We start from the raw sequence: 22477 nt of genomic DNA on the forward strand, positions 1-22477 counted from the left end.
ATTTCCTTGACTGAACAATCCTCAATTGCAGAACAAGCCCGAGCTTTGCGGGATCAGTTAAATCAATATGCGTATCAATATTATGTAATGGATCAGCCCACGGTGCCGGACCATCTCTATGATGAACAATATGCCAAATTAGTGGCAATCGAAGCGGCTCATCCAGAATTGATCACCCCAGACTCGCCAACCCAGCGAGTAGGCGGGTTGATTCAAGAAGGCTTCCAAAAAGTAGTCCATGATGTGCCCCTTTACAGTTTGAATGATGTCTTCAATCAAGAAGAAATCATCGCTTTTGATCAACGGGTGAAAAAAGCACTGGGAGATCAAGTGACCTATGTTTGTGAACTGAAAATCGACGGCCTTTCTATTTCCTTGAAATACCAAGAAGGACGCTTCGTACAAGGGGCGACCCGCGGGGATGGAACGATTGGGGAAGACATCACGGAGAACTTGAAAACTGTACGCTCGATTCCCATGACGTTAAAAGAACCCCTATCCATCGAGGTGCGGGGAGAATGCTTTATGCCGAAGTCTTCTTTTGTGAAGCTTAATACAGAGCGAGAAGCGGCTGGCTTAGATGTCTTTGCCAATCCGCGAAATGCCGCGGCAGGAAGCTTGCGTAACTTAGACACTAGTGTGACTGCCAAGCGCAACTTGGATACTTTTTTGTACACGTTGGCAGATTTTGGTCCTCTGGAAGTATCAGATCAATACACCGCTTTAGCAGAACTGCAAAAAATCGGCTTCCACACCAATCCAGAACGCCGCTTGTGTCAAAATGTGGAAGAAATTTGGGCCTACATCGAAGAGTTTCATGACAAACGCAGCAATTTGCCTTATGAAATCGACGGTGTGGTCATCAAAGTGAACGATTTTAGTCAACAAGAAGATTTAGGTTTTACGATAAAGGCACCACGCTGGGCGACGGCTTACAAATTTCCACCAGAAGAAGCTCAAACTTATTTAGAAGATATCGAATGGACGGTAGGCCGGACTGGTGTAGTGACCCCGACTGCGGTGATGACTCCAGTCCGCATTGCAGGCTCGATGGTCAGCCGTGCTAGTCTGCACAACATGGACTATATCGCTATGAAAGACATCCGACTGCAGGATCAAGTCATCTTATATAAAGCCGGCGATATCATTCCGGAAATCAGCCAAGTGGTCTTAAGTCAGCGGCCGGAAGATAGCCAGCCGTATCAGGCGCCAACCCATTGTCCCGAATGTCATAGTGAGTTGGTTCATTTAGATGAAGAAGTCGCATTACGGTGTATTAATCCCAAATGTCCGGCGCAGATCAAAGAAGGTTTGGCTCACTTTGTTTCTCGCAATGCCATGAATATTGACGGTTTGGGACCACGCATCATCAATCAAATGTACAGCAAACATCTGGTGACAGACGTAGCGGATTTGTATCGCTTAACAGAAGCCGACCTTTTGACCATGGACAAGGTCAAAGAAAAATCTGCGCAAAACCTTTTGCAAGCCATTGATGCCAGTCGCGAAAATTCATTGGAACGTCTGCTCTTTGGCTTAGGAATTCGCCATGTAGGAGCGAAAGCGGCAAAGATTTTGGCAGTTCATTTTGAAGAGATGGAACGCCTGATGCATGCGACCAAAGAAGAAATCATCTCATTGGATACGATTGGAGATACGATTGCGGACAGCTTGGCAACGTATTTTGCCAACGAAGAAGTCCATCAGTTAATCGATGAGTTAAAAGCGGCCAAGGTCAATTTGACTTATACGGGACCGAAGATTCAACCGGCAGAAGTCGATTCCCCTTTCAGTGGCAAAACCGTGGTCTTGACCGGGAAATTATCCCATTATACCCGGAATGAAGCCAAGGAACTGATTGAAAACCTTGGGGGCAGCGTCACAGGGAGCGTCTCTAAGAAGACCGACTTGGTCATTGCTGGAGATGATGCCGGGAGTAAACGGACAAAAGCAGAACAGTTGGGAATCCCGATTTGGGATGAGGAACAATTAAAAATGACTATCGAAGGAGGATCAAGTGATGAAGATTAAACAAGCGATTGCTTTGGGGCTGTGTTTGTTCAGCTTGACCGCCTGTGGCAATCTGGACAAAGGGGTCACCAATACCGACAAAGGGGAAAAAACGGAAAGTGGTAGCATTACGACTGGTAGGGTAGACAATTCCGTCTATCAGGCGATTATGCCAGATGGGCAATACCAAACCAGTGCGAGCCGTGAAACCGTGGCGAGCTTAAACAGTGGCTACAACCAAACCAATTATGAAAATGGACTCTTGCGCTTATCCCATGAAACTTTTTCACCGGATAAATACTTCTTCCAAGAAGGCCAAAAACTCGATTATGATACTCTAAAGAGCTGGTTAGGCCGCAATACCGATGACAACAATCAAGGCCTAAATCCCGGGGATGAGAGTCAACCCATTATCCTGCAACAAATCTTGGAACATGATTTTGTCAAAGAAGATGGGAAAACTTTAGGAGGCATTAGTCTTGGTTTTGCGTTTAATTCCGTTTATTACAATGGCGACACGGCGGTGAATGTGAGCCGTGAGGAAATCATGGCCAACGCTCGTAAGTCCGTTAATGCTGTTTTGACGCGCATGCGCAAGATGGAAGGCTTGGAGAACGTGCCGATTGTTGTAGGCTTGTTTGAACAAGCAAGTAAAGAAAACATCGCCGGGGGCACTTACATCTACAAAGCGGTTAGTAAAGATGGAGGCACTACCATCGACAAGTTTGACAAGGTCGACGAAGAAGTTGTCTCACTTCCCGTATTAAACAATGCCACCAATGCCGCCACAGATGACGGTTTAGCGACCAAATTCAGCAGCTTCCGTACCTCCGTTCAGAACTTCTTCCCGAATCTTACCGGGGTAACGGGCACGGCGGTTTATGTGGATGGGCAGTTGCAAACCTTGTCCATTAGTGTGGATTCAAAATACTATGCTAAAACCGAAATCACTAGCTTCACCCAATACATCGGCAAACAAGTGGAGTCAGTCTTTAAAGATGTCCCCGGGCAAATCGAAGTACAGATATTGTCGGTGAACGAACCGCAAGCTTTTGTGGCGCGAAAAGCCGAACAAGAGGACATAATTTCCTATATTTTCAATTAACTACTTGAAAAATAAAGAAAATTATTTCATTATAGAAAAGAATAAATCGTTTTTTCGGAAATGATTTTTGTTGAAAGACAGTCAGAAAGAGGGGACAACATGGCAATTAGTGAAGAACAAGTCAAACACGTTGCGAAATTGGCCAAGCTATCATTTAACGATGAAGAGCGGCATGCGTTCACCGATCAATTAGGAAAGATTATTGATATGGTTGAATTACTGGAAGAAGTCGATACCACTGGAGTGCCCTTTACATCGAATGTTGTGGAAACAGTCAATGTCATGCGCCAAGATCGGGCGCAACCGGGGATGTCTCGGGATGAATTGATGAAAAATGTACCGGAAAAAGAAGATGGCTTCATTAAAGTACCAGCCATTATTGATAACGGGGAGGCTGGGGCATAATGACGAAATTATACGATAAATCAATTGAAGAATTGCACAGCTTACTGGTTTCAAAAGAAATCAACGCCACCGATTTAACCAAAGCTACTTTTGACCGGATTAAAGAAACCGAAGACCAAGTGGATGCGTTCATCACATTAAGTGAAGAACAAGCGTTAAACGTGGCCAAAGCTTTGGATTTAAAAGGTATCAGTGAAAACAATGCCTTAGCAGGAATTCCAATTGGGATTAAAGACAATATCGTCACGAAAGATATTTTGACCACTGCGGCTTCTAAGATTTTATACAACTTTGAACCAATCTACGACGCCACTGTCATGGATAAGGTTTACCAAGCAGACTTGATTCCTGTAGGGAAATTGAACATGGACGAGTTTGCCATGGGAGGATCCACAGAAACTTCTTATTTCAAGAAAACAAAAAATGCATGGGATGGGACTAAAGTTCCCGGTGGTTCCTCTGGTGGTTCTGCGGCGTCTGTTGCAGCGGGGCAAATTCCTGTTTCTTTAGGTTCCGATACCGGTGGTTCCATTCGTCAACCGGCTTCCTTTAACGGGATTGTCGGGATGAAACCGACATACGGCCGCGTTTCTCGTTTTGGCTTGATTGCTTTTGCCTCTTCATTGGACCAAATTGGACCATTGACTCGGACGGTTAAAGACAACGCTTTGGCTTTGAATGCCATTAGTGGCTACGATGAAAAAGACGGCACTTCTTCCGGCATTTCTGTACCAGATTTTGCGGAAGGTTTGACTGGTGACATCAAAGGTATGAAGATTGCTTTGCCAAAAGAATACTTAGGCGAAGGGGTACAACCGGGAGTCAAAGAAGCCATCTTGAAAGCAGCGGATACGTATCGTGCTCTAGGGGCCACCGTGGAAGAAGTTAGCTTGCCACACTCCAAATACGGTGTGGCGGTTTACTACATCATCGCCTCTTCAGAAGCCAGCTCCAACTTGCAACGCTTTGACGGTATCCGTTACGGCTATCGTTCTGAAAACGTCAAAGACTTGGAAGACGTCTATGTGAACTCTCGTAGCGAAGGCTTCGGGGATGAAGTTAAACGTCGGATTATGTTGGGGACCTTCTCCTTGTCTGCCGGCTATTACGATGCTTATTTCAAAAAAGCCGGACAAGTCCGGACTTTAATCCGGGAAGATTTTGCGAAAGTCTTTGAAAACTATGATTTAATTATCGGGCCATCTTCACCAACCGTAGCATTTGGTCTAGGGGAAAATATCAATGATCCAATCACCATGTACATGAGTGATATTTTGACGATTCCGGTCAACTTAGCAGGACTACCTGGGATGTCCATTCCTGCCGGCTTCTCGGAAGGTTTGCCGGTTGGTTTGCAAATCATCGGGAAAGCCTTCGATGAACAAACCATGTACAAAGCGGCCTATGCTTTTGAGCAAGCCACTGATTTCCATACGAAAAAACCAGTGATTTTAGGGGGTAAGGATTAATGAACTTTGAAACAGTCATCGGGCTGGAAGTCCACGTAGAACTAAAAACCAACTCTAAAATCTTTTCACCGGCACCGGCGCATTTTGGTGCGGAACCTAATAGCAATACCAATGTCATCGACTGGGGCTATCCTGGGGTTTTGCCGGTAATGAACAAGAGTGCCATCGAATTTGGTATGAAAGCCGCTTTGGCGCTAAACTGTGAAATCTCCAAAGATACTCATTTTGACCGGAAGAACTATTTCTATCCGGACAATCCGAAAGCGTACCAAATTTCCCAATTTGATCAACCCATCGGTCATGATGGCTGGATTGAAATCGAAGTAGACGGGAAAACAAAGAAAATCCGCATTGAACGTGTGCATTTGGAAGAAGATGCTGGGAAGAATATGCACGGCATCGGCGGTTACTCCTATGTGGACTTAAACCGTCAAGGCACACCATTGATTGAAATCGTGTCCGAAGCCGATATGCGCTCACCAGAAGAAGCCTATGCTTACTTGGAAGCCATTCGCTCCATTATCCAGTTCACGGAAGTTTCCGATGTGAAGATGGAAGAAGGTTCCATGCGTTGTGATGCCAATATCTCTTTGCGTCCTTATGGCCAAGAAGAATTTGGTACTAAAACCGAGTTGAAGAACTTGAACTCCTTGAGCTTTGTACGAAAAGGTCTGGCTTTTGAAGAAAAACGTCAAGCCAAAGTTTTGCTTTCCGGCGGTGAAATCCAACAAGAAACCCGTCGTTTTGACGAAACGACCAACAAAACTCTTTTAATGCGGGTCAAAGAAGGTTCTAGTGACTATCGTTATTTCCCAGAACCAGATATTCCTCGTTTTGTAATCGATGATGAATGGATCAACCGGGTGCGTGAAAGCTTGCCCGAATTGCCGGCTTCTCGTCGTCGGCGTTACATCGGTGAATTAGGGTTACCGGAATACGATGCGAAAGTATTGACCATGACTAAGGTTATGTCCGATTTCTTTGAAGAAACTCTAGCTAATGGGGCAGATGCCAAACAAGCTTCAAACTGGTTAATGGGGGAAGTTTCTGCCTACTTAAACAGTGAAAAATTGGAACTTGGGGAAACCGCATTGACACCGGAAAACTTGGCCGGCATGATCAAACTGATCAATGACGGTACGATTAGTTCTAAGATTGCCAAAACAGTCTTTAAAGAACTGATTGAAAATGGTGGCGACGCGAAAGAAGTGGTAGAGAAGAAAGGTTTAGTACAACTTTCTGATCCGGCGCAATTGTTGCCAATGATCAATGAAGTACTGGATAACAACCCACAATCCATTGAAGACTTCAAGAATGGGAAAGATCGGGCTGTGGGCTTCTTAGTAGGCCAAATCATGAAAGCAACTCGTGGGAAAGCAAACCCAGGTGTTGTCAATAAACTCTTGCAAGAAGAATTAGCAAAACGCTAACAGCAATTTGAGAACTGTACCAAGCAAAACCCCGGGCGCACTTCCGGATTTGTTTGGTGCAGTTTCCATGTGTCTTGAAAGGAGCGGCTATGGTAAAGAAAGCCCGCGTTATCTACAATCCCACCTCGGGAAAAGAAATTATGAAAGCCAATTTGGCGGATATTTTGACGGTATTGGAGCAGGCTGGCTATGAAGCCAGTGCTTATGCCACTACTCCAGAGCCAAAATCTGCCCAGATTGAAGCCGAACGAGCTGGTAAAGCCGGTTTTGATCTAGTGGTTGCGGCTGGAGGAGACGGCACCATTAATGAAGTAGTCAATGGGATTGCTCCTTTGGAAGTTCGTCCAAAAATGGCGATTATTCCTGCTGGTACTACCAATGACTATGCCAGAGCGTTGAAGGTCCCCAGAAATGATGTGAAAGCGGCAGCGGAAGTTATCTTAAAAAATCAAACCGTGAAAATGGATATCGGCAAAACCGACCACGACTACTTTATCAATATCGCTGCCGGGGGCCATTTAACGGAATTGACCTATGATGTGCCATCCGAATTGAAAAGTGTCTTTGGCTACTTGGCGTATTTGGCCAAGGGGGCGGAACTCTTGCCTCGGGTGAAGCCAATTCCCATGCGACTGGTTTATGATGATGGGGTCTATGACGGCAATGCTTCGATGTTTTTCTTAGGCTTGACGAATTCTGTCGGCGGCTTCGAGCAAATCGCTCCAGATGCCAAATTAGATGATGGGAAGTTTTCCTTGATTATCGTAAAAACTGCCAACGTCTTTGAAATCGTGCACTTGGTGGCTTTGTTGCTCAATGGGGGCAAGCACGTAAAAGATAAGCGAATCATTTACACGAAGACATCAAAACTGGAGGTCAATCCGGGAACCAATGATCGTTTAATGATCAATTTGGACGGGGAGTATGGTGGCGATGCACCGATGACCTTTACCAATTTGCATCAGCATATTGAAATGTATGCCAACCTGGATGCCATTCCCGATGATGCGGTGATTGGAGTGGAAGATGCCCGCTATGAAGCAGTAGGGCAAGAAATCATCAATGAAGTGGAACGCCTTTCCGATGAAGATATCGATGGCGACGGCAAAATCGCCAAGAAATAGACTAAAAAAGACCTTTTGCACTAGGGGAGTGTTAACCTTGTGCAAAAGGTCTTTTTTAGTGAGGAATTCTGGTTGTATAACCGGCGCATTTCCCGTAGAATGAACGAAGAAAGTCGAGGGATTAGTATGAAAGAATATCCAGTAACGAAAAACGAAGAAATCACCACCGAGATTATCGATCTCTCCCATGAAGGCATGGGCATCGCAAAGGTGGATCATTATTTATTATTTATTGACAATGCTTTACCGGGAGAAACTGTCCGGGCGAAAGTTTTGAAAGTCGGACCAAAATTTGGCTTTGCAAAAGTCATGGAGTATCTTACCACAAGTGATGACCGGCAAGACGTGGCGGATAAAAATCTGCTAATCACAGGGATTGCTCCTTTGGCTCACATGAGTTACGAAAGTCAGTTGTTGTTTAAACAAAACCAAGTCAGCAATGTGATGAAAAAAATCGCCAAGCTACCAGAAGTACCGGTCTTGCCCACATTGGGCATGGCGAATCCGACACACTACCGTAACAAAGCCCAGATTCCAGTACGGAAAATCGCGGGCAAGTTGGAAACCGGCTTTTTCCGTAAAAATAGTCATGACTTGATTCCCATTGATGATTTTTACATTCAAGATGCGGCAATTGATGCAGCGATTCCGATAATCCGTGATATTTTGGAACGCTTTGGCGTCAAAGCGTATAACGAAACCGCCCATGAAGGCTTCTTGCGGCACATTATCATTCGTCGGGGGCATTACAGCCATGAAATGATGGTGGTATTGGTGACGCGAAAAGCGAAATTCTTCAAGAGCAAGGAAATTGCCAATGTGATTCACGAAGAATTGCCAGAGGTAGTATCGGTGATCCAAAACATCAATGAAGAACGCACCAATGTGATTCTTGGGAAACAAGAAGTGGTCCTTTACGGCAAAGGCTACATCGAAGACCAATTGCTAGGGAAGACCTTCCAAATTTCTGCGCCTTCTTTCTACCAAGTGAACACGCAACAAGCAGAATTGCTATATCAAACAGCATTTGACTTTGCACAATTGGCTCCGACTGATGTGGTTATCGATGCTTATTCCGGAATTGGGACGATTGGGCTTTCATTGGCAGATAAAGTGGAACACGTTTACGGGGTGGAATCAATTCCCGAAGCCGTGGAAGATGCGAAAAAGAATGTGCAAATTAACGGCATCGAAAACACGACGTATTTAGTCGGCAAAGCGGAAAAACTCATGACACAGTGGTCTAGAGAAGGCTTGAAACCAAACGTGATCTTTGTGGATCCCCCACGGAAAGGCTTGGATGCGCGCTTTATCGAAGCAGCCGCAGAAACTGCGCCAGAGCGCATCGTCTACATTTCGTGTAATCCAGCGACCTTGGCTCGGGATGCGAAGTTGTTTGCTGAATTAGGTTACAAAACGGAAAAAATCCAGCCTGTGGACTTGTTCCCGCAGACCTATCACATCGAGTGTGTAGGACTGCTTACACGTGTGGAACATTGATATGACAAGGATTAGAGCGATTCGGGATGGTTTCCGGATTGCTCTTTTTTCGTGTTGAAATGACGATTTTTGGGTGAGCGTAGAGTTGATGGAAATGCTATGGAGCTTTGAGTTGATAGGAGTTACACCGTAGACTTGATAGGTTAGATGATTTTGATAACGGTTACGTGATATAATATATTATCGAGTTTTCAAGGGAGACAAACTTATGAAGCAAATTTTTATATTTTCAGATACACAGAAAGATAATATTTCTTATTTTGAACGCGAGCCAGCAATCTTGGTTTCAATGAGTCGTAGTGATTTGCCGTATTTGAAGGAACAGGATTTTTCAAATTATCCAGCTGTTTATGTTTTGATTGGTGGTAATAAGCGTTACGTGGGTCAGGCAGCAGGGCAATCAATTTCACTTCGTTTATCTCAACACTTTCTCAAGGAAGATAAAGCTTGGGTTGAATCAGTTTTATTCTTTACAAGAGCAGATGGGAAAATGTCAAAAGCAGATACAGATTATCTTGAAAAACGACTTATCCAAGATTTCCAAGAAAAATCTGACTATGAAATGATGAATTCAACTGCTGGTAATACTTCGTATATTGATAAACTTCAAAAAGCAAAATCGGATCAGCTATATGACACAGTGTTTGAAATTATAGATGAAATTGCAAATATCGATTTGTTTGGTACTTCCGAAGACAGTGAAACCCAAATTTATGAATTTAGTTCATCTGGACAATATGAAATTGAGTATGATGGGAAAAAGATATCTTCGAAATCTGCTAGAGGTTTATTGGTTGATTTTGTTTCTCAGCTATTTGCGGATGGAAACTACAACAATCAACTGCAAGAATTAATTGTCGATGAGACGCCGTCGTTCGCTATGATTTTAGGACGTAAAACATCCATGTATAACGGAAGACCAAATTCAGCCAGGGTAGCTGATGGAGTATGGGTTTATGCAAATTTCAACAAAAAGAATGTCAGAATCAAAATTGATAAACTAGCTCGTCAATTGGGGATTCCGGTTAAAATAAAGTGGAATTAATATTTGTTATCTCGCCTTTAGTAAATCTATGCTGAAGGCTTTTATTTTAGAAAAATAGTTTGCGTTCGCGAAAATATTTCATGTTTCGTATAATAATGATAGATCATAGATGATATAATTGAAGATACCAGTAGAATAGAGGTGTAGTATGTCAATTTCTTATAATAAATTGTGGAAGTTATTGATTGATTTGAATATGAACAAAACTCAACTTCGTGAAATATCTGGCGTCAGTCCCAATGTAATAGCAAAACTCGGTAAAAATGAGTTGGTTGCAATGGAGTCATTATTGAAAATTGCTGCTGCCTTAAATGTTGATGTTAGTGAAATAATTAGTTCAGATGTTATAGATGCGGAGGATGTTAAATAAATGGCAAAAAATAAAGTTTTAAACATCACTGAAATTGAAGATGGTGTAAAAAAAATACTTTCAAATAGGGGCGATGATTTCATCACTCAATTTTTGTCCTTGTACGATTGGATTTGAGTCAATACCTCGGACACGATTTGTGAGAATTTTTTCGAGATTCCAGCGGGTTAGTATCTCATCGTTTCGACCAGCCGTCAAACCAAAACCGTTTGACCGCTGATCGAAGCGATGAAGTTGAAGCCCTGTGGAAATCTCGCAAAAAAAATGTAGGTGGTAGCTAGGAACTAAGCTTGCAATGCCAACTCTTCCATCTGATTTGGTGTTAAATAATTAATACTACTATGGATTCGCTTGCGATTGTAAAATCCTTCAATGTATTGAAATAACGCTAAATGAGCAGCTTCAAAGTTTTCATACGCTTTTGATGGATAGACTTCTTCTTTTTTGAGTGAGGCGTGAAACGATTCGATACCGGCATTGTCATACGGACAGCCTTTACGACTAAAGGAGTGCCGAATGTTCAATTCTTTCAACTTTGCCTCATAGGCTTCGCTAGTGTACTGAGAACCCAAGTCTGAGTGGATGATCAAGTTCTCGGAGGGCGTGTGGTTTAAGAGCGCATGGTCAAGGGTTTCGATAACCAGTTCTTTCGTCATCTGCTTGCCAAACTTCCAACCGATGATTTTCTTTGTGTGAAGATCTTGGATGGTGGAAAGATAGGTCCAGCCATCTTTTAGGGTATGAATATAGGTAATGTCTGTCACCCATTTTTGATTGATCGACGTAGTGGTAAAATCTTGGTTTAACAGGTTTTTACGTCCTTCACTTTTAACTTTTGCTTGTTTGCCAGGCTTGTACTTCTTGAGGGTGATTGAACGCAAGCCTAATTTTCTCATCAGTATTTGTACTTTCTTTAGGGACAAGGTCTCGCCACGGCCAACAAGAATCTTATGAATTTTGGGCGCACCATAGATACCCTTGTTTTCAAAGTAGATTCCTGAAATCAAGCGGTTTAAGCGTTTGTTTTCTGATTGGCGCTTGGAAGGCTTCTTTTTCTTCCAGTCATAGTAGCTGGATTTCGGTGCTTCCAAAACGGTACACATTTGTTTTACGTCATGATCATGAACATTTGATTGAATAAATTCGAAGACATCACTCATTTTTACTTTTGAGCGAATATGGTTAAAGCCTTTTTTAGGATAGTGTTTTCCTCCTGCATGCGGGCCATTTCCTTTTTCATTGCTAGGATTTCTGCCTTAGTCATGCCGGTTGCTTCATTCTTTGTATAAAGCTTCTTCCAACGATAAATCGTTTGTGTAGCGATACCATATTGCGCTGCCAGTTCCTCGACCGATTGGCCAGACTGGTTTAAATCTAAGATCATCTTCTTAAAGTCTTCATCAAATTTTTTCTTGGCTTTTGCCATCGTGGACACGTCCTTTTCTTAGTAGTTAGATTCTACCAAATCGTGTCCATGAAATCATCCTAACATCAGATATCCCCAAAACGTCGATTACACGTGCAAAATCAAAATTCGATAATGGTGAACCATTTGTGATTAAGAACAAACTTCATTATGAAGAAATTGAAGGCGACGTTGTCATTGCGATTGATGCGATTGCTCAATCAATCAAAGAGCAAAAATCTAAACCACGATATATCTTGGTAAACGATTATTTAGATATTGCTGCAATTGATACGAAAACTCATGAAACTTTGAATATTCCAATTGAAGAGCTACCGGCTAATGCTGACTTTTTCTTAGCGTGGAATGGCATTGAGAAGGCTGATTATCAAGCTGAAAATCCAGCTGACCGAAAAGCTGCTGAACGTTTTGCAAAATTGTATGATGTGGTGGCTAAAGATAATCCTGATGCCAACGAGCATGCATTTAACTTGTTCTTGATTCGAGTGCTGTTCTTGTTGTTTGCAGAAGATACAGGAATTATGAATAAGGGTTCCTTTACAAATGTTCTAAAAACAAGAACGGCTGAAGATGGTTCGAATTTTAACGAAGTAATCAAAGAACTCTTTGCAATCTTGGATATTAATGAGTTAGCTCGCAATGGCAAGGATGAGTGGCTACTTGAATTTCCATATGTTAATGGAAAACTGTTTGGTGAGCCACATGTGGATTTGACCTTTTCAAAAGTTTCAAGAGAGCTGCTTATTGAAGCAGGGGAATTATTGAATTGGAATGAAATCAATCCTGATATCCTTGGCGCAATGATTCAATCAGTTGCTTCAGCAGAAGACCGTCACGTTGCCGGTATGCATTATACAAGCGTGCCGAATATCATGAAAGTCATCAAGCCGTTATTCTTAGATGATTTGACAGAGTCATTTGAAACTTTAAAGCTTCGCAGTGAAGAAAACGAGCTGAAGGACATTACTGAAAAAACAAGAAACGATAATAAGAGAACAATCATCAATGATCTAAGTGCTTTGTTGACGCGAATTTCTAATATTAAGTTTTTGGATCCCGCCAGTGGTTCTGGTAATTTTCTGATCATTGCTTATAAGGAAATCCGTAGACTTGAAATTAAGATTTTGCAATTGTTGGGCGACTTACAAAATAATGATTCCATGCCACTATCAGTGATTCATCTTGGTAATTTTAATGGGATTGAATTGGATGATTTTGCACATGAAGTAGCAAGACTTTCATTATGGATTGCTGAACATCAAATGAATAAAGAGCTTGAAGAAGCAATACCAGGTACCATTGCTGAGTTGTTACCGTTAAAAGATGCTGGGAATATAGTGTGTGCTAACTCGCTTCGTGTAGATTGGGACCAAGTGACTCATTTTTCAAAAGAAGATGAAATTTATATTATGGGGAATCCCCCATATATAGGTGCCAAGAAACAAACACCATTACAAAAAGAAGAGTTAGAGTCAGCGCTTGATGGAAATAAAAAATACAAAAAAATTGATTATATAGCGGGCTGGTTCTATAAAGGGGCTAAATTTATAGCAAAGTATAATGCGAGCTTAGCTTTTGTAACTACGAACTCAATTTCTCAAGGGGAACAAGTAGCAATGATTTGGCCTGATATTTTTAAATTCGCACAAATATTTTTTGCCTATGGTTCATTTAAGTGGTCAAATAGCGCTAAAAATAACGCAGGAGTAACTGTAGCGATAATTGGTCTTACCTCTAAGACTGAGCATAAAGATAAGTTCTTGTTTAGTGAAGATATCAAGAAAAAAGTTTCTAGTATTGGCCCTTATTTAGCAGAGGGAGATGAAATTATCGTGGCTACCGCAAATTCCAGCATTGCTGGTTTTCCCAATGCTTATTTAGGAAGTTTACCGTTAGATGGTGGAAACTTCATATTTGATGAAACGGATAGAAATGACTTCATTCAAAAATATCCGGCCCTATCAAATCTGGTAAAAAAATATATAGGTTCATCTGAATTAATAAAGCAAGAGTATCGATATGTCTTGTGGATGAATGAAGAGGAATACATTGAACATAAAGATAACCCGGTAATCTCAGAGCGCGTCGAAAAAGTAAAACATTTCAGAAAAAACGGAGGCCAGTCTGCTCAGGGTGCAGTTGATCGCTCATATGAGTTTTTTACAAAGAATCAAAGAGAACAAGCGATAAGTAACAATCGTAAGCATTCGAAAAAAGAAATGAAAACAATTATTATTCCACGTGTTTCCTCTGAAAATAGAAGCGTTGTACCGATGGGCATTGTGGGTGAAGATACAGTAGTTTCTGATTCAGCTACAGCAGTCTACAACGCTCCAATGTGGCTGCTTGGTCTGTTAGAATCCCGAATGCATATGGTGTGGCTGCGCTCTGTCGGTGGGAAATTAGAAACTCGGTACCGTTATTCAGCCGGGTTAGTCTATAATACTTTTCCGATTCAGGATTTATCCGCCCAGCGTAAAAATGAAATGACTCGCGTGATGACAGAAATTCTTGATTTACGAGAATACGAGGGCGGTACATTAGCAGATTTGTATAATAAAGACAGCATGCCAGAATCATTACTTAAGAAACATGAAGAACTGGATGGAATTGTTGATAGAGCATATCAACAACGCCCGTTTGAATCTGACGAAGATCGACTTGGAACATTACTAAAACTCTATCAGGAGATGACAATCAATGACTAGTAATTTATTTGAAATTAATTTTGATAAAAATCAATCAAAAACAACAAATGACCTCGGTATGCGTGAAATGCAAGAACGTGTTTATGAAAAGCGTGCGTCACAGTATTTGTTGGTAAAATCACCACCAGCTTCAGGAAAATCACGTGCATTGATGTTTGTTGGCTTGGATAAACTCCATAATCAAGGAATTAAAAAAGTGGTTATTGCAGTTCCTGAACGCTCAATTGGTAAATCATTTAAAGATACTGAATTATCGAAGTTTGGTTTTTATTGGGATTGGGAAGTAAAGCCAAGTAACAACTTAACTATTGGGGGCGGTGAAAAATCAAAGGTTCAACACTTTGTTAAATTCATGAACTCGACTGACCCAAGTGATAATATCCTGATTGCCACACATGCTACGTTGCGATTTGCTTTTGAAGAGTTGGACGATTCATTATTTGACAATACGCTATTAGCGATTGATGAGTTCCATCATGTGAGCCGTGATGATAAATCTGTGTTAGGTAATGCCTTACGTAGCATCATGTCAAACTCTAATGCGCATATCTTAGCAATGACTGGTTCATATTTCCGTGGCGACTCTGTTCAGATTCTGGAACCAGCCGACGAAGATAAATTTGATAAGGTCACTTACACTTATTATGAGCAACTGGAAGGATATAAATATTTGAAATCCTTTGCAATGGGGTATAGTTTCTATCGTGGAAAATATACAGATGCTTTGGATAAAGTAATTGATGTCAACAAAAAATCAATTATCCATATTCCTAATGTTAATTCTGGTGAGTCTACTAAAGATAAATACGCGGAAGTTGATGAAATACTTGATTTATTGACGGACGGTGGTAATATCACACAGAACGAGGATGGTATTTATGAAATCGAACGTCCAGATGGTAAAAAACTATTAGTGGCCGACCTTGTGAATGAAGAAGGACGTGAAAAAGTCTCAGCATATCTAGCAAGTATTACGGATGATATCCAGGATCTTGATAAGTTAGATATCATCGTTGCTTTGGGAATGGCAAAAGAAGGCTTCGATTGGCCGTTTGCGGAATATGCATTGACAATTGGCTATCGTAACTCGTTAACTGAGGTGATTCAAATCATTGGTCGCGTTACGCGTGATAGCCCCAATAAGACTCATGCACAGTTTACAAACCTTATTGCGCAGCCAGATGCACAGGATGATGAAGTGCTCTTTGCGGTTAATAGCATCATGAAGGCAATTTCTGCTTCATTGCTTATGGAACAGGTGCTTGCACCAGTTTACAAGTTTAAACCAAAAGATGATAAGCCAGAGAAACCAGGGGATCTTTCAATTAGAGGATTGAAACCTGCTGATACTACGGAACGCACGAAAAAAATCATCGAAAATGATATGGAAGACTTGAAATCGAGTATTTTACAAAGCCAGGATATTCAAAACGCCATTGTTTCAGGTGCTGATGCGAAGATGATTAATAAGACGTTGATTCCACGGGTCATCATTGAACGTTATCCTGATTTGACGAATGAAGAGTTAGAAACTGTTCGCCAACATACGGTTGCTGATATCAATATTGCTGCTGGGCGAACAACAACCTCTGAAGACGGTAGTCGTGAAATTATCAAGATGGCCGACCGGTTCATTAATATCGATGAATTGAATATTGATTTAATTGATCAAGTGAATCCGTTCCAACGTGCGTATGAAGTGATTAGTCGTGATATTGACGCGCCGACTCTTCGTTTTATCCAAGATTACCTTTCATCAAATAAGTATGATTTTACTGACGAACAATTGGTTGCGGCTTATCAAGCTGCTAAGAAGTTCCGTGCAGAAAATGGTCGAAATCCTGATCGAAATAGTAAAGATGATGGTGAAAAATACTTGGCCTTTGCTTTGCTACGACTTGCTGAGATAAAACGTGAAAGAGAGGCAGCGAAAGAAGATGGCGAATAGTTTAGATAGCATCTTTGAAGATGACGCTTTTGATGATTTAACCAAGCAAGTTGAAAAAAAGAAAGTTGTAAAACAAGATCCCGAAGTTGTTAAATTTCAGGAGATTATAGACTTTGTGAATGAAAATGGACGAGAGCCGGAAAAAACACCTGAATGGTCTAGTGAACGTGCATTGTGGGCCCGTCTTAGCGGATTTCGAGGTAAAACTGAAAGAGCTGAGAAGGTTAAGAAGTATGACACTTTAGGTTTATTGGAAAAAGAATTCGAGCCAGATGGAGAATTTCTTGCTGACTCAGTTGAAATAGATGACGAGTTGAATTTAGATGATATCTTAGGCTCAGATGATATGATTGATGATTTTTCAGACTTGTTGGATGTTTCCCGCTATCGTAGAACTGTGAATGCTGCAGATAAAATTGGTCGGAGAAAACATGCAAGTCACTTTGAGAAATATAAGAACTTATTCGATCAAGTTCATGCAGATATCGCATCTGGTAGACGAAAAATTATCCCGTTTGAACAGTATGATATTCATGAAAATAGATTCTACATCCAAAATGGTGTAATGATGTATATTGTTTCCATTTCAAAGGATACATTTATAGCTGATAATGGGAAAACAAATGCCAGAATGCATGTTGTTTATGAGAACGGAACAGAGAACAAGAATTTGTTGCTGCAATCATTAGCTTCATCGCTTTATTCTACTGAACGTCATGGACGGATGGTGACAGAACCGGTAGATGAAGAAACGTTGGCTGAAAGTTTTGGAGAAGAATTTACGACAGGTTATATCTATGTGCTGAAATCATTAAGTACTAATCCAGATATTAGTAAATGGAACAATCTGTATAAAATTGGATTCACTCGAAATGATGTGGAAAGCAGAATTGCTAATGCAGAAAATGACGTGACCTATTTAAATGCACCAGTGAGAGTTATGCTTTCTGCTGAGGTGCAAAATGTGAATGCTCAGCTTCTTGAGCGCACCCTACATCATGCATTCCAGGACAAACAAGTTGTCTTTCAGGATGGAAATTTCAAAAAAGCGACTGAATGGTACATGGTTCCATTGAATGATATTGAATCAAAAATCAATGAAGTAATCGCTGGATTACAAAAATGGTGAAGTAAAAGGCACTGTATTCGATTATGAGTACAGTGCCTTTTTGATATTTAATCGCGAACGATTTCTACGATATCCGATAAATCACAATCAAGTGCTTCACAGATGCGAAGTAAGATATCTGTTGTTACATTTTCGCCTTTATTTAGTTTTGATAGTGTGGCTGAACTAATATCAGTCATTTTTCTGAGTTGTGCTTTTTTCAGTCCTCTGTCGATTAGGAGCTTCCAAAGCGGATTGTAGCTAAACTTCATGTAATCATTCCTGTTCTAGTTATAAATATCGTATAGATATCCATAGCGTCCATTGTTTTTATCTTCAGTGAAAACAATCTGATTTACTTGTTTATCATCATAGTTTAGCGCAGGCAAGTTCGTTGTGTTCTCAACGATGATAAGTTGCCCTTCGTTTTGATGATCCATAAAGTATTTGAAGAGTCCTTCTTTCATACTGTCATCGCCATCTTGTTTTTTTCGTTCGTCCAATCCCAGAAGGGGGGAATCGATAATGAACACAGAAGGTGTGTACTTAGCGTGATTATACAAGAGATGTCGATATGCCATTACCACTACTGAATTGATAAACGCTGTATATCCATGTCCATTTTCGGTCCATTTTAGATTTCCATTGATTTTGATGTCGAAAATATCCTTGGCGAAAAACGCGTTACGAAATTCATTAGGCTTATAATGCATATTACGTAACATCGAGTCCAGTAATTCAGTCATCTCTTTGTAAAACTCTGCATCAAATTTTTCTTTAGGTTTATAAAGGATACGTTCGTCTTCAGGCTCGTTCTCAATTTTTTCAAGATCACTTTTAAGTTTCTTTTGCATTTTTTCCATCGAGATGAGCTGTTGTTTAATATCTCTGTAAGTTTCGATTTTATTGATTCGATCCTTTAACGTCTCAGCTTTCGGCTTCAGTTCATCGTTGATTGAAGCATCAAGTGATCTCTTTCTTGGTTTGAGATCATTAAGCTGTTCCATTAGCTCTTGCAGTTCAACTTCGGTATCATGAGATTCTTCCGTCAAATCTGATAATTGTGAGAGCAATGAATGTAATTCTGAACGTGCAGTATCAATGTAGGTTGTTTGAACAGGCTTACTTAACTCGCCATTACAGAAAGGACAGCTATGTGAAGCGTCGTGTTCATTATGATCATTTAATAATCGCTCACCATCTACGATTAGTGCAAGTCGTTCAATATCAGATTGATATTGATAATGTAACTGTTTGTACCTATTCAAAAGTAGTTGAGTTTCATGAAGATACTGTTCCTTTTGATAAATCTCTTTTATTAAGCTTTTGCTGCTGGCTAGCGCATCATTGATTTGCTTTTCAATTGTTTCAAGTTCAGCGAACATTCCATCGACAATTTGTTGAAAATCATCAGAGGGCGCCTCAGGTAATTCTGATTTAGCCACTTCGTAGTTTTCATATAATTCAGAAAGGCTTGAATTGATGTAGTTAATCACCGAGTTCCGTCTAATTTTTTTATGCTCTTTTGTTTCGTTTTCTTCTGAGTTTGAAAAATCTGAACCGTATAGCAGAAGTAACAACGATGATAAAAAAGCTGTACGTTGTGTTGTTTCCCCAGGAAAAAGAACAGAGGAACTGGTATTGACTCTATCTTGTGGAATTAAAGTGCTAGGCGCTAATGTCCGCCAAGTTAATTTTTGACGTTTGAAATCCTCATTCTTGATAATTTGATAATCATCATTGATTCCTAAAAGTTGTAACCAGAAATGGCTAATTGGATTTTTTCCAGCTCGTGCATTATATTTTTCAGGATCTACATAATCACCTGAACTCGTTATTTTGGATACTATAATGGAGTTGCTGTCAAATTCACGTGTTAAGGCATATTTATCATTAGTCGATTGAATTATCAGTTCAACTTCACTGTATCCTGTTGCATCAGTTGAAAAGGGAGCGGCGTCTTTTTTCGCGCCATAGAGAAAATCGATTGCCGTTACAATGCTAGTTTTTCCGGTATTTGAAGGGCCAGAGATTATGTTTAGTCCATTGGTGAACTTGACAGTTGCATCTTCACGATCTTTGCCTTTTATGGTAACACGTTCAATATAATAATTTTGCATTATCATTGCTCTCCTTTAAATTCCTTTGCGCGTTGGTTTATTTGTCGCAGAAGCTCAACATCACTTTTATCTTGAATGTATTTAACAGATTCGTCAGCTATTTGTAAGTATTTTTCTGCATATACCGATACGAATTGTGGTATCAACTTTAGGCCGTCTTCTGATAAAGCATACTTAAAACCTTCTTTGCTTTGCGATGGTTGGATAATATGTTGCAGCACAAGATTTTTGACTGCATCTTTTACCAATTCACGTCGCACAATAAATTCACTGAATCTATAGCTATTATCACCATTTAAGTTGTAATCAGAAATTTCAAAGTCGCGACCATACGTGGTGATGAAGTCTGTAATTAAAATTCTATCAGCGCTGACAGGCTCTTTAAATTCAGAGAGCAGTAACATGACTCGAACCGAAATTTCAAATGGAGTATTAAATAAACTATTCATCTTCAGTCACCCATTTGATCTTTCCGTCATTAACCAGCATATGACAAATGCCTTTTTTAGCAGAATTTTGCAGCAATCCCGGTATAAACGATAAGATTGAACCATTTAATGTTATGACAGACGACTGCTGTAGAACGGCTTTAAGTCTCTCAACGCCATAATCGTAATCTTCCTCGTATACTTCCTCGATGCCGTCGTACATATCTTCTTTCAAAGCTTCAAAGTGCTCAGTTCCTTCCTCTTGCGTAAAGTTATCACGGACCCCACGACGGATGCTTTCAGCTTTATAGTAATTTCTTCGCTGTCTCTTGAAATCCTTTAGCCGCGAATTTGGCAGGTCGTTTGTATGCTCGTATACTTCGCATCCATCAGCATCCGCGTATGCTGAAAAAAGAGCTATGACATACGTCATCTCCTCAGGCCTGATATCAAGGGGAACAGGCAAATCGTCAAAGAATCTCTTCACGTCATCATTAAAGGAGAAATCACCATTCGTGTTGATTCTTAAACTTGCAATTTCTATTTCGCTAAGCTTCGGCTTGGCCTTTTTTGTTTTAACTTTGGTTTGGGAAGCAATCGAGGTAATTTCATCAATTAAAAGTCGTGCCATAATTTCAGCAACGTCTGTATCTTCTGGTATTACCACACCTTTAGCAATCAATTGTTGCTTAAGGACGGTTGGAGCATCATCTATAAGACGTTCATAAATAAAAGTCGTGCATTTATCAATGTTGAATTTTCCTGACACAGGGACAGCATATTCATGTGTTAATTTGCGCTTCCCGTTGTAGATTCTTCGTAAGTTATCATCTGAAAATCCAAAAATTGTGGCTTCATCATCGTTTGAAACGCTATCCAGCAACTCAATTAGAAATTTTTGTGGCTTTTTATATTCGCTTCCCATGAACGGATAAAGCGTTTGAGCAATTTCACTTATTTCCAAAACACAACCTCCTTTGTTACGTCCGCCGTTGACCGCCGTTTGCCGCCGATGACTGACGAAAACAAGGGAGGCCTTTTTTTATAATTAAAACATAGTAGTTCAACTATTTAATTTTATCATTTATGGTTCATAAACACTACATTATGTTTCAAGAAAGTGAACGAATTTATCTTAAAAGCGAATAGACCTACTAATTAAATATAACAATGCCTGAGTTGCAATAGGGCAAGGTTACAAATACTGAAAAGAACTGGTTACCCAGAAAATTTTTCAGATATTGTATACCTTACTTTATTGCGCTCTTTTTTCGTGATGGGGGACGGTGTACATATTGGCACGGTCCTTGTTTGTTTTCCTTGCTCAAAAACTCTTTCAGGCAAGAGAGAGGAATCTAATGAGTAGATTTAAGAAAACACACCAAAACGACCGCAACACTTATAAGTACGTGTTTGAGCGTACTGATGCCAATGGACGCATCCGAAAAGAAGTAGTTGAAATTCGTCTGGGAGAAGAAGGCGTCACTGAACTTAACATCCAGGAGTTGCACCGCGCTGACGACCGTGAGATTTACAACTTTTATAAAAATGCACGGCCCGAACGTACTGAAGCAGAAAAAGAGAAAATCAAGACTTGGAAAGAAAAGTTCCGTGAAGACTTCAACAACGAGCACGGCTATTATCCACTGGACGAATATGTGGATGGTGAAGCAAACGATTACTTCAAACGTAACTACAATTTGTCTCTGAACGAATTTGATGATGTATGCGATGAAGGTGACAACCCAATTCAATCATTGGTTTACGATGCCTTTCAGACTAATGAAGAAGATCCTCGTGTCGATCGATTGCGCGAAGTCGTGGCGCAATTATCACCGTACCATCAAGAAATCTATCACATGCTCGTCACTGATGAGATGTCTCAGACTGAAGTGGCAGCCAAACTTGGGAAACAAAAACAGTCCATCAATCGCACCTTCGGAATCATCAAAGACAAGATCAAAGAATTATTTTAGAAAAATTTACAGGGAGAGTTTACTTTCCCTGTTCTACTTCGCCTGTATGGTGTAAGGGAGTGAATCCTAAACAAATAAAAATGAAGGAGGAGCCATCATGAACCTAAAACACAAAGTTCGTATCAACGTGACAGATGAGGTCGGCAACAAGCAAGAAGTCCTGCAAGGTGGCGTGCGTCATTTACCACGCTGGTTTGCGCGTTGGTTATTCGGTAAGGGCAACACGAACAAAATTCTCGTGCTCACACCAGGGGAAACAATCGAATCAGTCGAAATTCATGAAGTCAATAAGAAGGGAGCGTAAT

General features: G+C 40.7%; 19 protein-coding genes. 14 read left to right on the forward strand and 5 right to left on the reverse strand.

Annotated elements, in window-relative coordinates; all coding sequences use genetic code 11:
• Positions 1 to 6: 6 nt before the first annotated feature.
• The 9 genes from ligA (at position 7) to I579_RS09280 (ending at position 10458) form a co-directional block, all read left to right on the forward strand.
• Positions 7 to 2031: an NAD-dependent DNA ligase LigA gene (gene ligA, locus I579_RS09240; RefSeq protein WP_010753868.1), complete on the forward strand. Its 2025-nt coding sequence runs from the start codon at positions 7 to 9 to the stop codon at positions 2029 to 2031.
• The gene (locus I579_RS09245) at positions 2021 to 3115 is read left to right on the forward strand and encodes a CamS family sex pheromone protein (RefSeq protein ID WP_010753867.1); all 1095 of its coding nucleotides are present in this window, start codon (positions 2021 to 2023) and stop codon (positions 3113 to 3115) included. The genes ligA and I579_RS09245 overlap by 11 nt, the downstream gene beginning before the upstream one ends.
• A gap of 99 nt (positions 3116 to 3214) precedes the next feature.
• Complete coding sequence (gatC, locus tag I579_RS09250; protein WP_010753866.1) at positions 3215 to 3520, forward strand: Asp-tRNA(Asn)/Glu-tRNA(Gln) amidotransferase subunit GatC; 306 nt, start codon at positions 3215 to 3217, stop codon at positions 3518 to 3520.
• Entirely contained in the window at positions 3520 to 4989 is a 1470-nt protein-coding gene (gatA, locus tag I579_RS09255; protein WP_010753865.1) for an Asp-tRNA(Asn)/Glu-tRNA(Gln) amidotransferase subunit GatA, read from the forward strand. Before gatC ends, gatA begins: the two co-directional genes overlap by 1 nt.
• On the forward strand, positions 4989 to 6419 hold the full coding sequence (gene gatB, locus I579_RS09260; RefSeq protein ID WP_010753864.1) for an Asp-tRNA(Asn)/Glu-tRNA(Gln) amidotransferase subunit GatB: 1431 nt from the start codon (positions 4989 to 4991) through the stop codon (positions 6417 to 6419). Before gatA ends, gatB begins: the two co-directional genes overlap by 1 nt.
• Before the next feature lie 89 nt (positions 6420 to 6508).
• Entirely contained in the window at positions 6509 to 7543 is a 1035-nt protein-coding gene (locus I579_RS09265; RefSeq protein WP_010753863.1) for a diacylglycerol kinase, read from the forward strand.
• Positions 7544 to 7669: 126 nt separating this feature from the next.
• The gene (rlmD, locus tag I579_RS09270) at positions 7670 to 9043 is read left to right on the forward strand and encodes a 23S rRNA (uracil(1939)-C(5))-methyltransferase RlmD (protein ID WP_034810549.1); all 1374 of its coding nucleotides are present in this window, start codon (positions 7670 to 7672) and stop codon (positions 9041 to 9043) included.
• A 208-nt stretch (positions 9044 to 9251) separates the two neighbouring features.
• Positions 9252 to 10088 carry a GIY-YIG nuclease family protein gene (locus I579_RS09275; protein ID WP_010753861.1) on the forward strand — a complete coding sequence of 279 codons (837 nt, stop codon included), beginning with the start codon at positions 9252 to 9254 and terminating at the stop codon, positions 10086 to 10088.
• 148 nt (positions 10089 to 10236) lie between these two features.
• Entirely contained in the window at positions 10237 to 10458 is a 222-nt protein-coding gene (locus I579_RS09280; RefSeq protein ID WP_010753860.1) for a helix-turn-helix domain-containing protein, read from the forward strand.
• Positions 10459 to 10742: 284 nt separating this feature from the next.
• On the opposite strand, the gene I579_RS09285 is transcribed toward I579_RS09280, so the two are convergent.
• A protein-coding gene (locus I579_RS09285; RefSeq protein WP_129316744.1) for an IS3 family transposase occupies positions 10743 to 11884 on the reverse strand; the annotation gives its coding sequence in 2 pieces (ribosomal slippage) (positions 10743 to 11656 and positions 11656 to 11884; 1143 coding nt in all).
• Between the two features lie 29 nt (positions 11885 to 11913).
• Here I579_RS09285 and I579_RS09295 point away from each other — a divergent pair.
• From I579_RS09295 to I579_RS09305, 3 genes are read left to right on the forward strand one after another with little or no spacing between them, the layout of a single operon-like run.
• Positions 11914 to 14592: a class I SAM-dependent DNA methyltransferase gene (locus tag I579_RS09295; protein WP_371168764.1), complete on the forward strand. Its 2679-nt coding sequence runs from the start codon at positions 11914 to 11916 to the stop codon at positions 14590 to 14592.
• On the forward strand, positions 14585 to 16540 hold the full coding sequence (locus I579_RS09300; protein ID WP_010753856.1) for a DEAD/DEAH box helicase: 1956 nt from the start codon (positions 14585 to 14587) through the stop codon (positions 16538 to 16540). Before I579_RS09295 ends, I579_RS09300 begins: the two co-directional genes overlap by 8 nt.
• Positions 16530 to 17669, forward strand: a complete 1140-nt coding sequence (locus I579_RS09305; RefSeq protein WP_010753855.1) for a GIY-YIG nuclease family protein — start codon at positions 16530 to 16532, stop codon at positions 17667 to 17669. The genes I579_RS09300 and I579_RS09305 overlap by 11 nt, the downstream gene beginning before the upstream one ends.
• A gap of 47 nt (positions 17670 to 17716) precedes the next feature.
• On the opposite strand, the gene I579_RS09310 is transcribed toward I579_RS09305, so the two are convergent.
• Genes I579_RS09310 through I579_RS09325 form a run of 4 tightly spaced genes read right to left on the reverse strand, consistent with a single transcriptional unit; the run spans position 17717 to position 21160 of the window.
• Positions 17717 to 17920, reverse strand: a complete 204-nt coding sequence (locus I579_RS09310; protein ID WP_010753854.1) for a helix-turn-helix domain-containing protein — start codon at positions 17918 to 17920, stop codon at positions 17717 to 17719.
• A 15-nt stretch (positions 17921 to 17935) separates the two neighbouring features.
• Complete coding sequence (locus I579_RS09315) at positions 17936 to 19768, reverse strand: AAA family ATPase (protein WP_010753853.1); 1833 nt, start codon at positions 19766 to 19768, stop codon at positions 17936 to 17938.
• Positions 19769 to 19770: 2 nt separating this feature from the next.
• Positions 19771 to 20217, reverse strand: coding sequence for an ABC-three component system middle component 2 (locus tag I579_RS09320; RefSeq protein ID WP_010753852.1), 447 nt, complete (start codon positions 20215 to 20217; stop codon positions 19771 to 19773).
• Positions 20210 to 21160, reverse strand: a complete 951-nt coding sequence (locus I579_RS09325; RefSeq protein WP_010753851.1) for an ABC-three component system protein — start codon at positions 21158 to 21160, stop codon at positions 20210 to 20212. Before I579_RS09325 ends, I579_RS09320 begins: the two co-directional genes overlap by 8 nt.
• 394 nt (positions 21161 to 21554) lie before the next feature.
• On the opposite strand from I579_RS09325, the gene I579_RS09330 reads away from it, so the two are divergent.
• Positions 21555 to 22172: a hypothetical protein gene (locus tag I579_RS09330; protein WP_010753850.1), complete on the forward strand. Its 618-nt coding sequence runs from the start codon at positions 21555 to 21557 to the stop codon at positions 22170 to 22172.
• Between the two features lie 97 nt (positions 22173 to 22269).
• Positions 22270 to 22476 (forward strand): hypothetical protein, encoded by a 207-nt coding sequence (locus I579_RS09335; RefSeq protein ID WP_010753849.1) that lies wholly within the window; start codon positions 22270 to 22272, stop codon positions 22474 to 22476.
• Position 22477: the final 1 nt, after the last annotated feature.

This window comes from Enterococcus asini ATCC 700915, assembly GCF_000407365.1.
GTDB lineage: Bacteria > Bacillota > Bacilli > Lactobacillales > Enterococcaceae > Enterococcus_C > Enterococcus_C asini.

Excerpts from the sequence above, each read along its gene's own strand:
- rlmD (WP_034810549.1), top strand. The coding sequence starts at position 7,670 with ATGAAAGAATATCCAGTAACGAAAAACGAAGAAATCACCACCGAGATT.
- I579_RS09280 (WP_010753860.1), top strand. The coding sequence starts at position 10,237 with ATGTCAATTTCTTATAATAAATTGTGGAAGTTATTGATTGATTTGAAT.
- I579_RS09305 (WP_010753855.1), top strand. The coding sequence starts at position 16,530 with ATGGCGAATAGTTTAGATAGCATCTTTGAAGATGACGCTTTTGATGAT.
- I579_RS09330 (WP_010753850.1), top strand. The coding sequence starts at position 21,555 with ATGAGTAGATTTAAGAAAACACACCAAAACGACCGCAACACTTATAAG.
- I579_RS09245 (WP_010753867.1), top strand. The coding sequence starts at position 2,021 with ATGAAGATTAAACAAGCGATTGCTTTGGGGCTGTGTTTGTTCAGCTTG.
- gatA (WP_010753865.1), top strand. The coding sequence starts at position 3,520 with ATGACGAAATTATACGATAAATCAATTGAAGAATTGCACAGCTTACTG.
- I579_RS09275 (WP_010753861.1), top strand. The coding sequence starts at position 9,252 with ATGAAGCAAATTTTTATATTTTCAGATACACAGAAAGATAATATTTCT.
- I579_RS09300 (WP_010753856.1), top strand. The coding sequence starts at position 14,585 with ATGACTAGTAATTTATTTGAAATTAATTTTGATAAAAATCAATCAAAA.
- I579_RS09315 (WP_010753853.1), bottom strand. The coding sequence starts at position 19,768 with ATGCAAAATTATTATATTGAACGTGTTACCATAAAAGGCAAAGATCGT.
- gatC (WP_010753866.1), top strand. The coding sequence starts at position 3,215 with ATGGCAATTAGTGAAGAACAAGTCAAACACGTTGCGAAATTGGCCAAG.
- I579_RS09310 (WP_010753854.1), bottom strand. The coding sequence starts at position 17,920 with ATGAAGTTTAGCTACAATCCGCTTTGGAAGCTCCTAATCGACAGAGGA.
- I579_RS09320 (WP_010753852.1), bottom strand. The coding sequence starts at position 20,217 with ATGAATAGTTTATTTAATACTCCATTTGAAATTTCGGTTCGAGTCATG.
- I579_RS09335 (WP_010753849.1), top strand. The coding sequence starts at position 22,270 with ATGAACCTAAAACACAAAGTTCGTATCAACGTGACAGATGAGGTCGGC.
- I579_RS09265 (WP_010753863.1), top strand. The coding sequence starts at position 6,509 with ATGGTAAAGAAAGCCCGCGTTATCTACAATCCCACCTCGGGAAAAGAA.
- gatB (WP_010753864.1), top strand. The coding sequence starts at position 4,989 with ATGAACTTTGAAACAGTCATCGGGCTGGAAGTCCACGTAGAACTAAAA.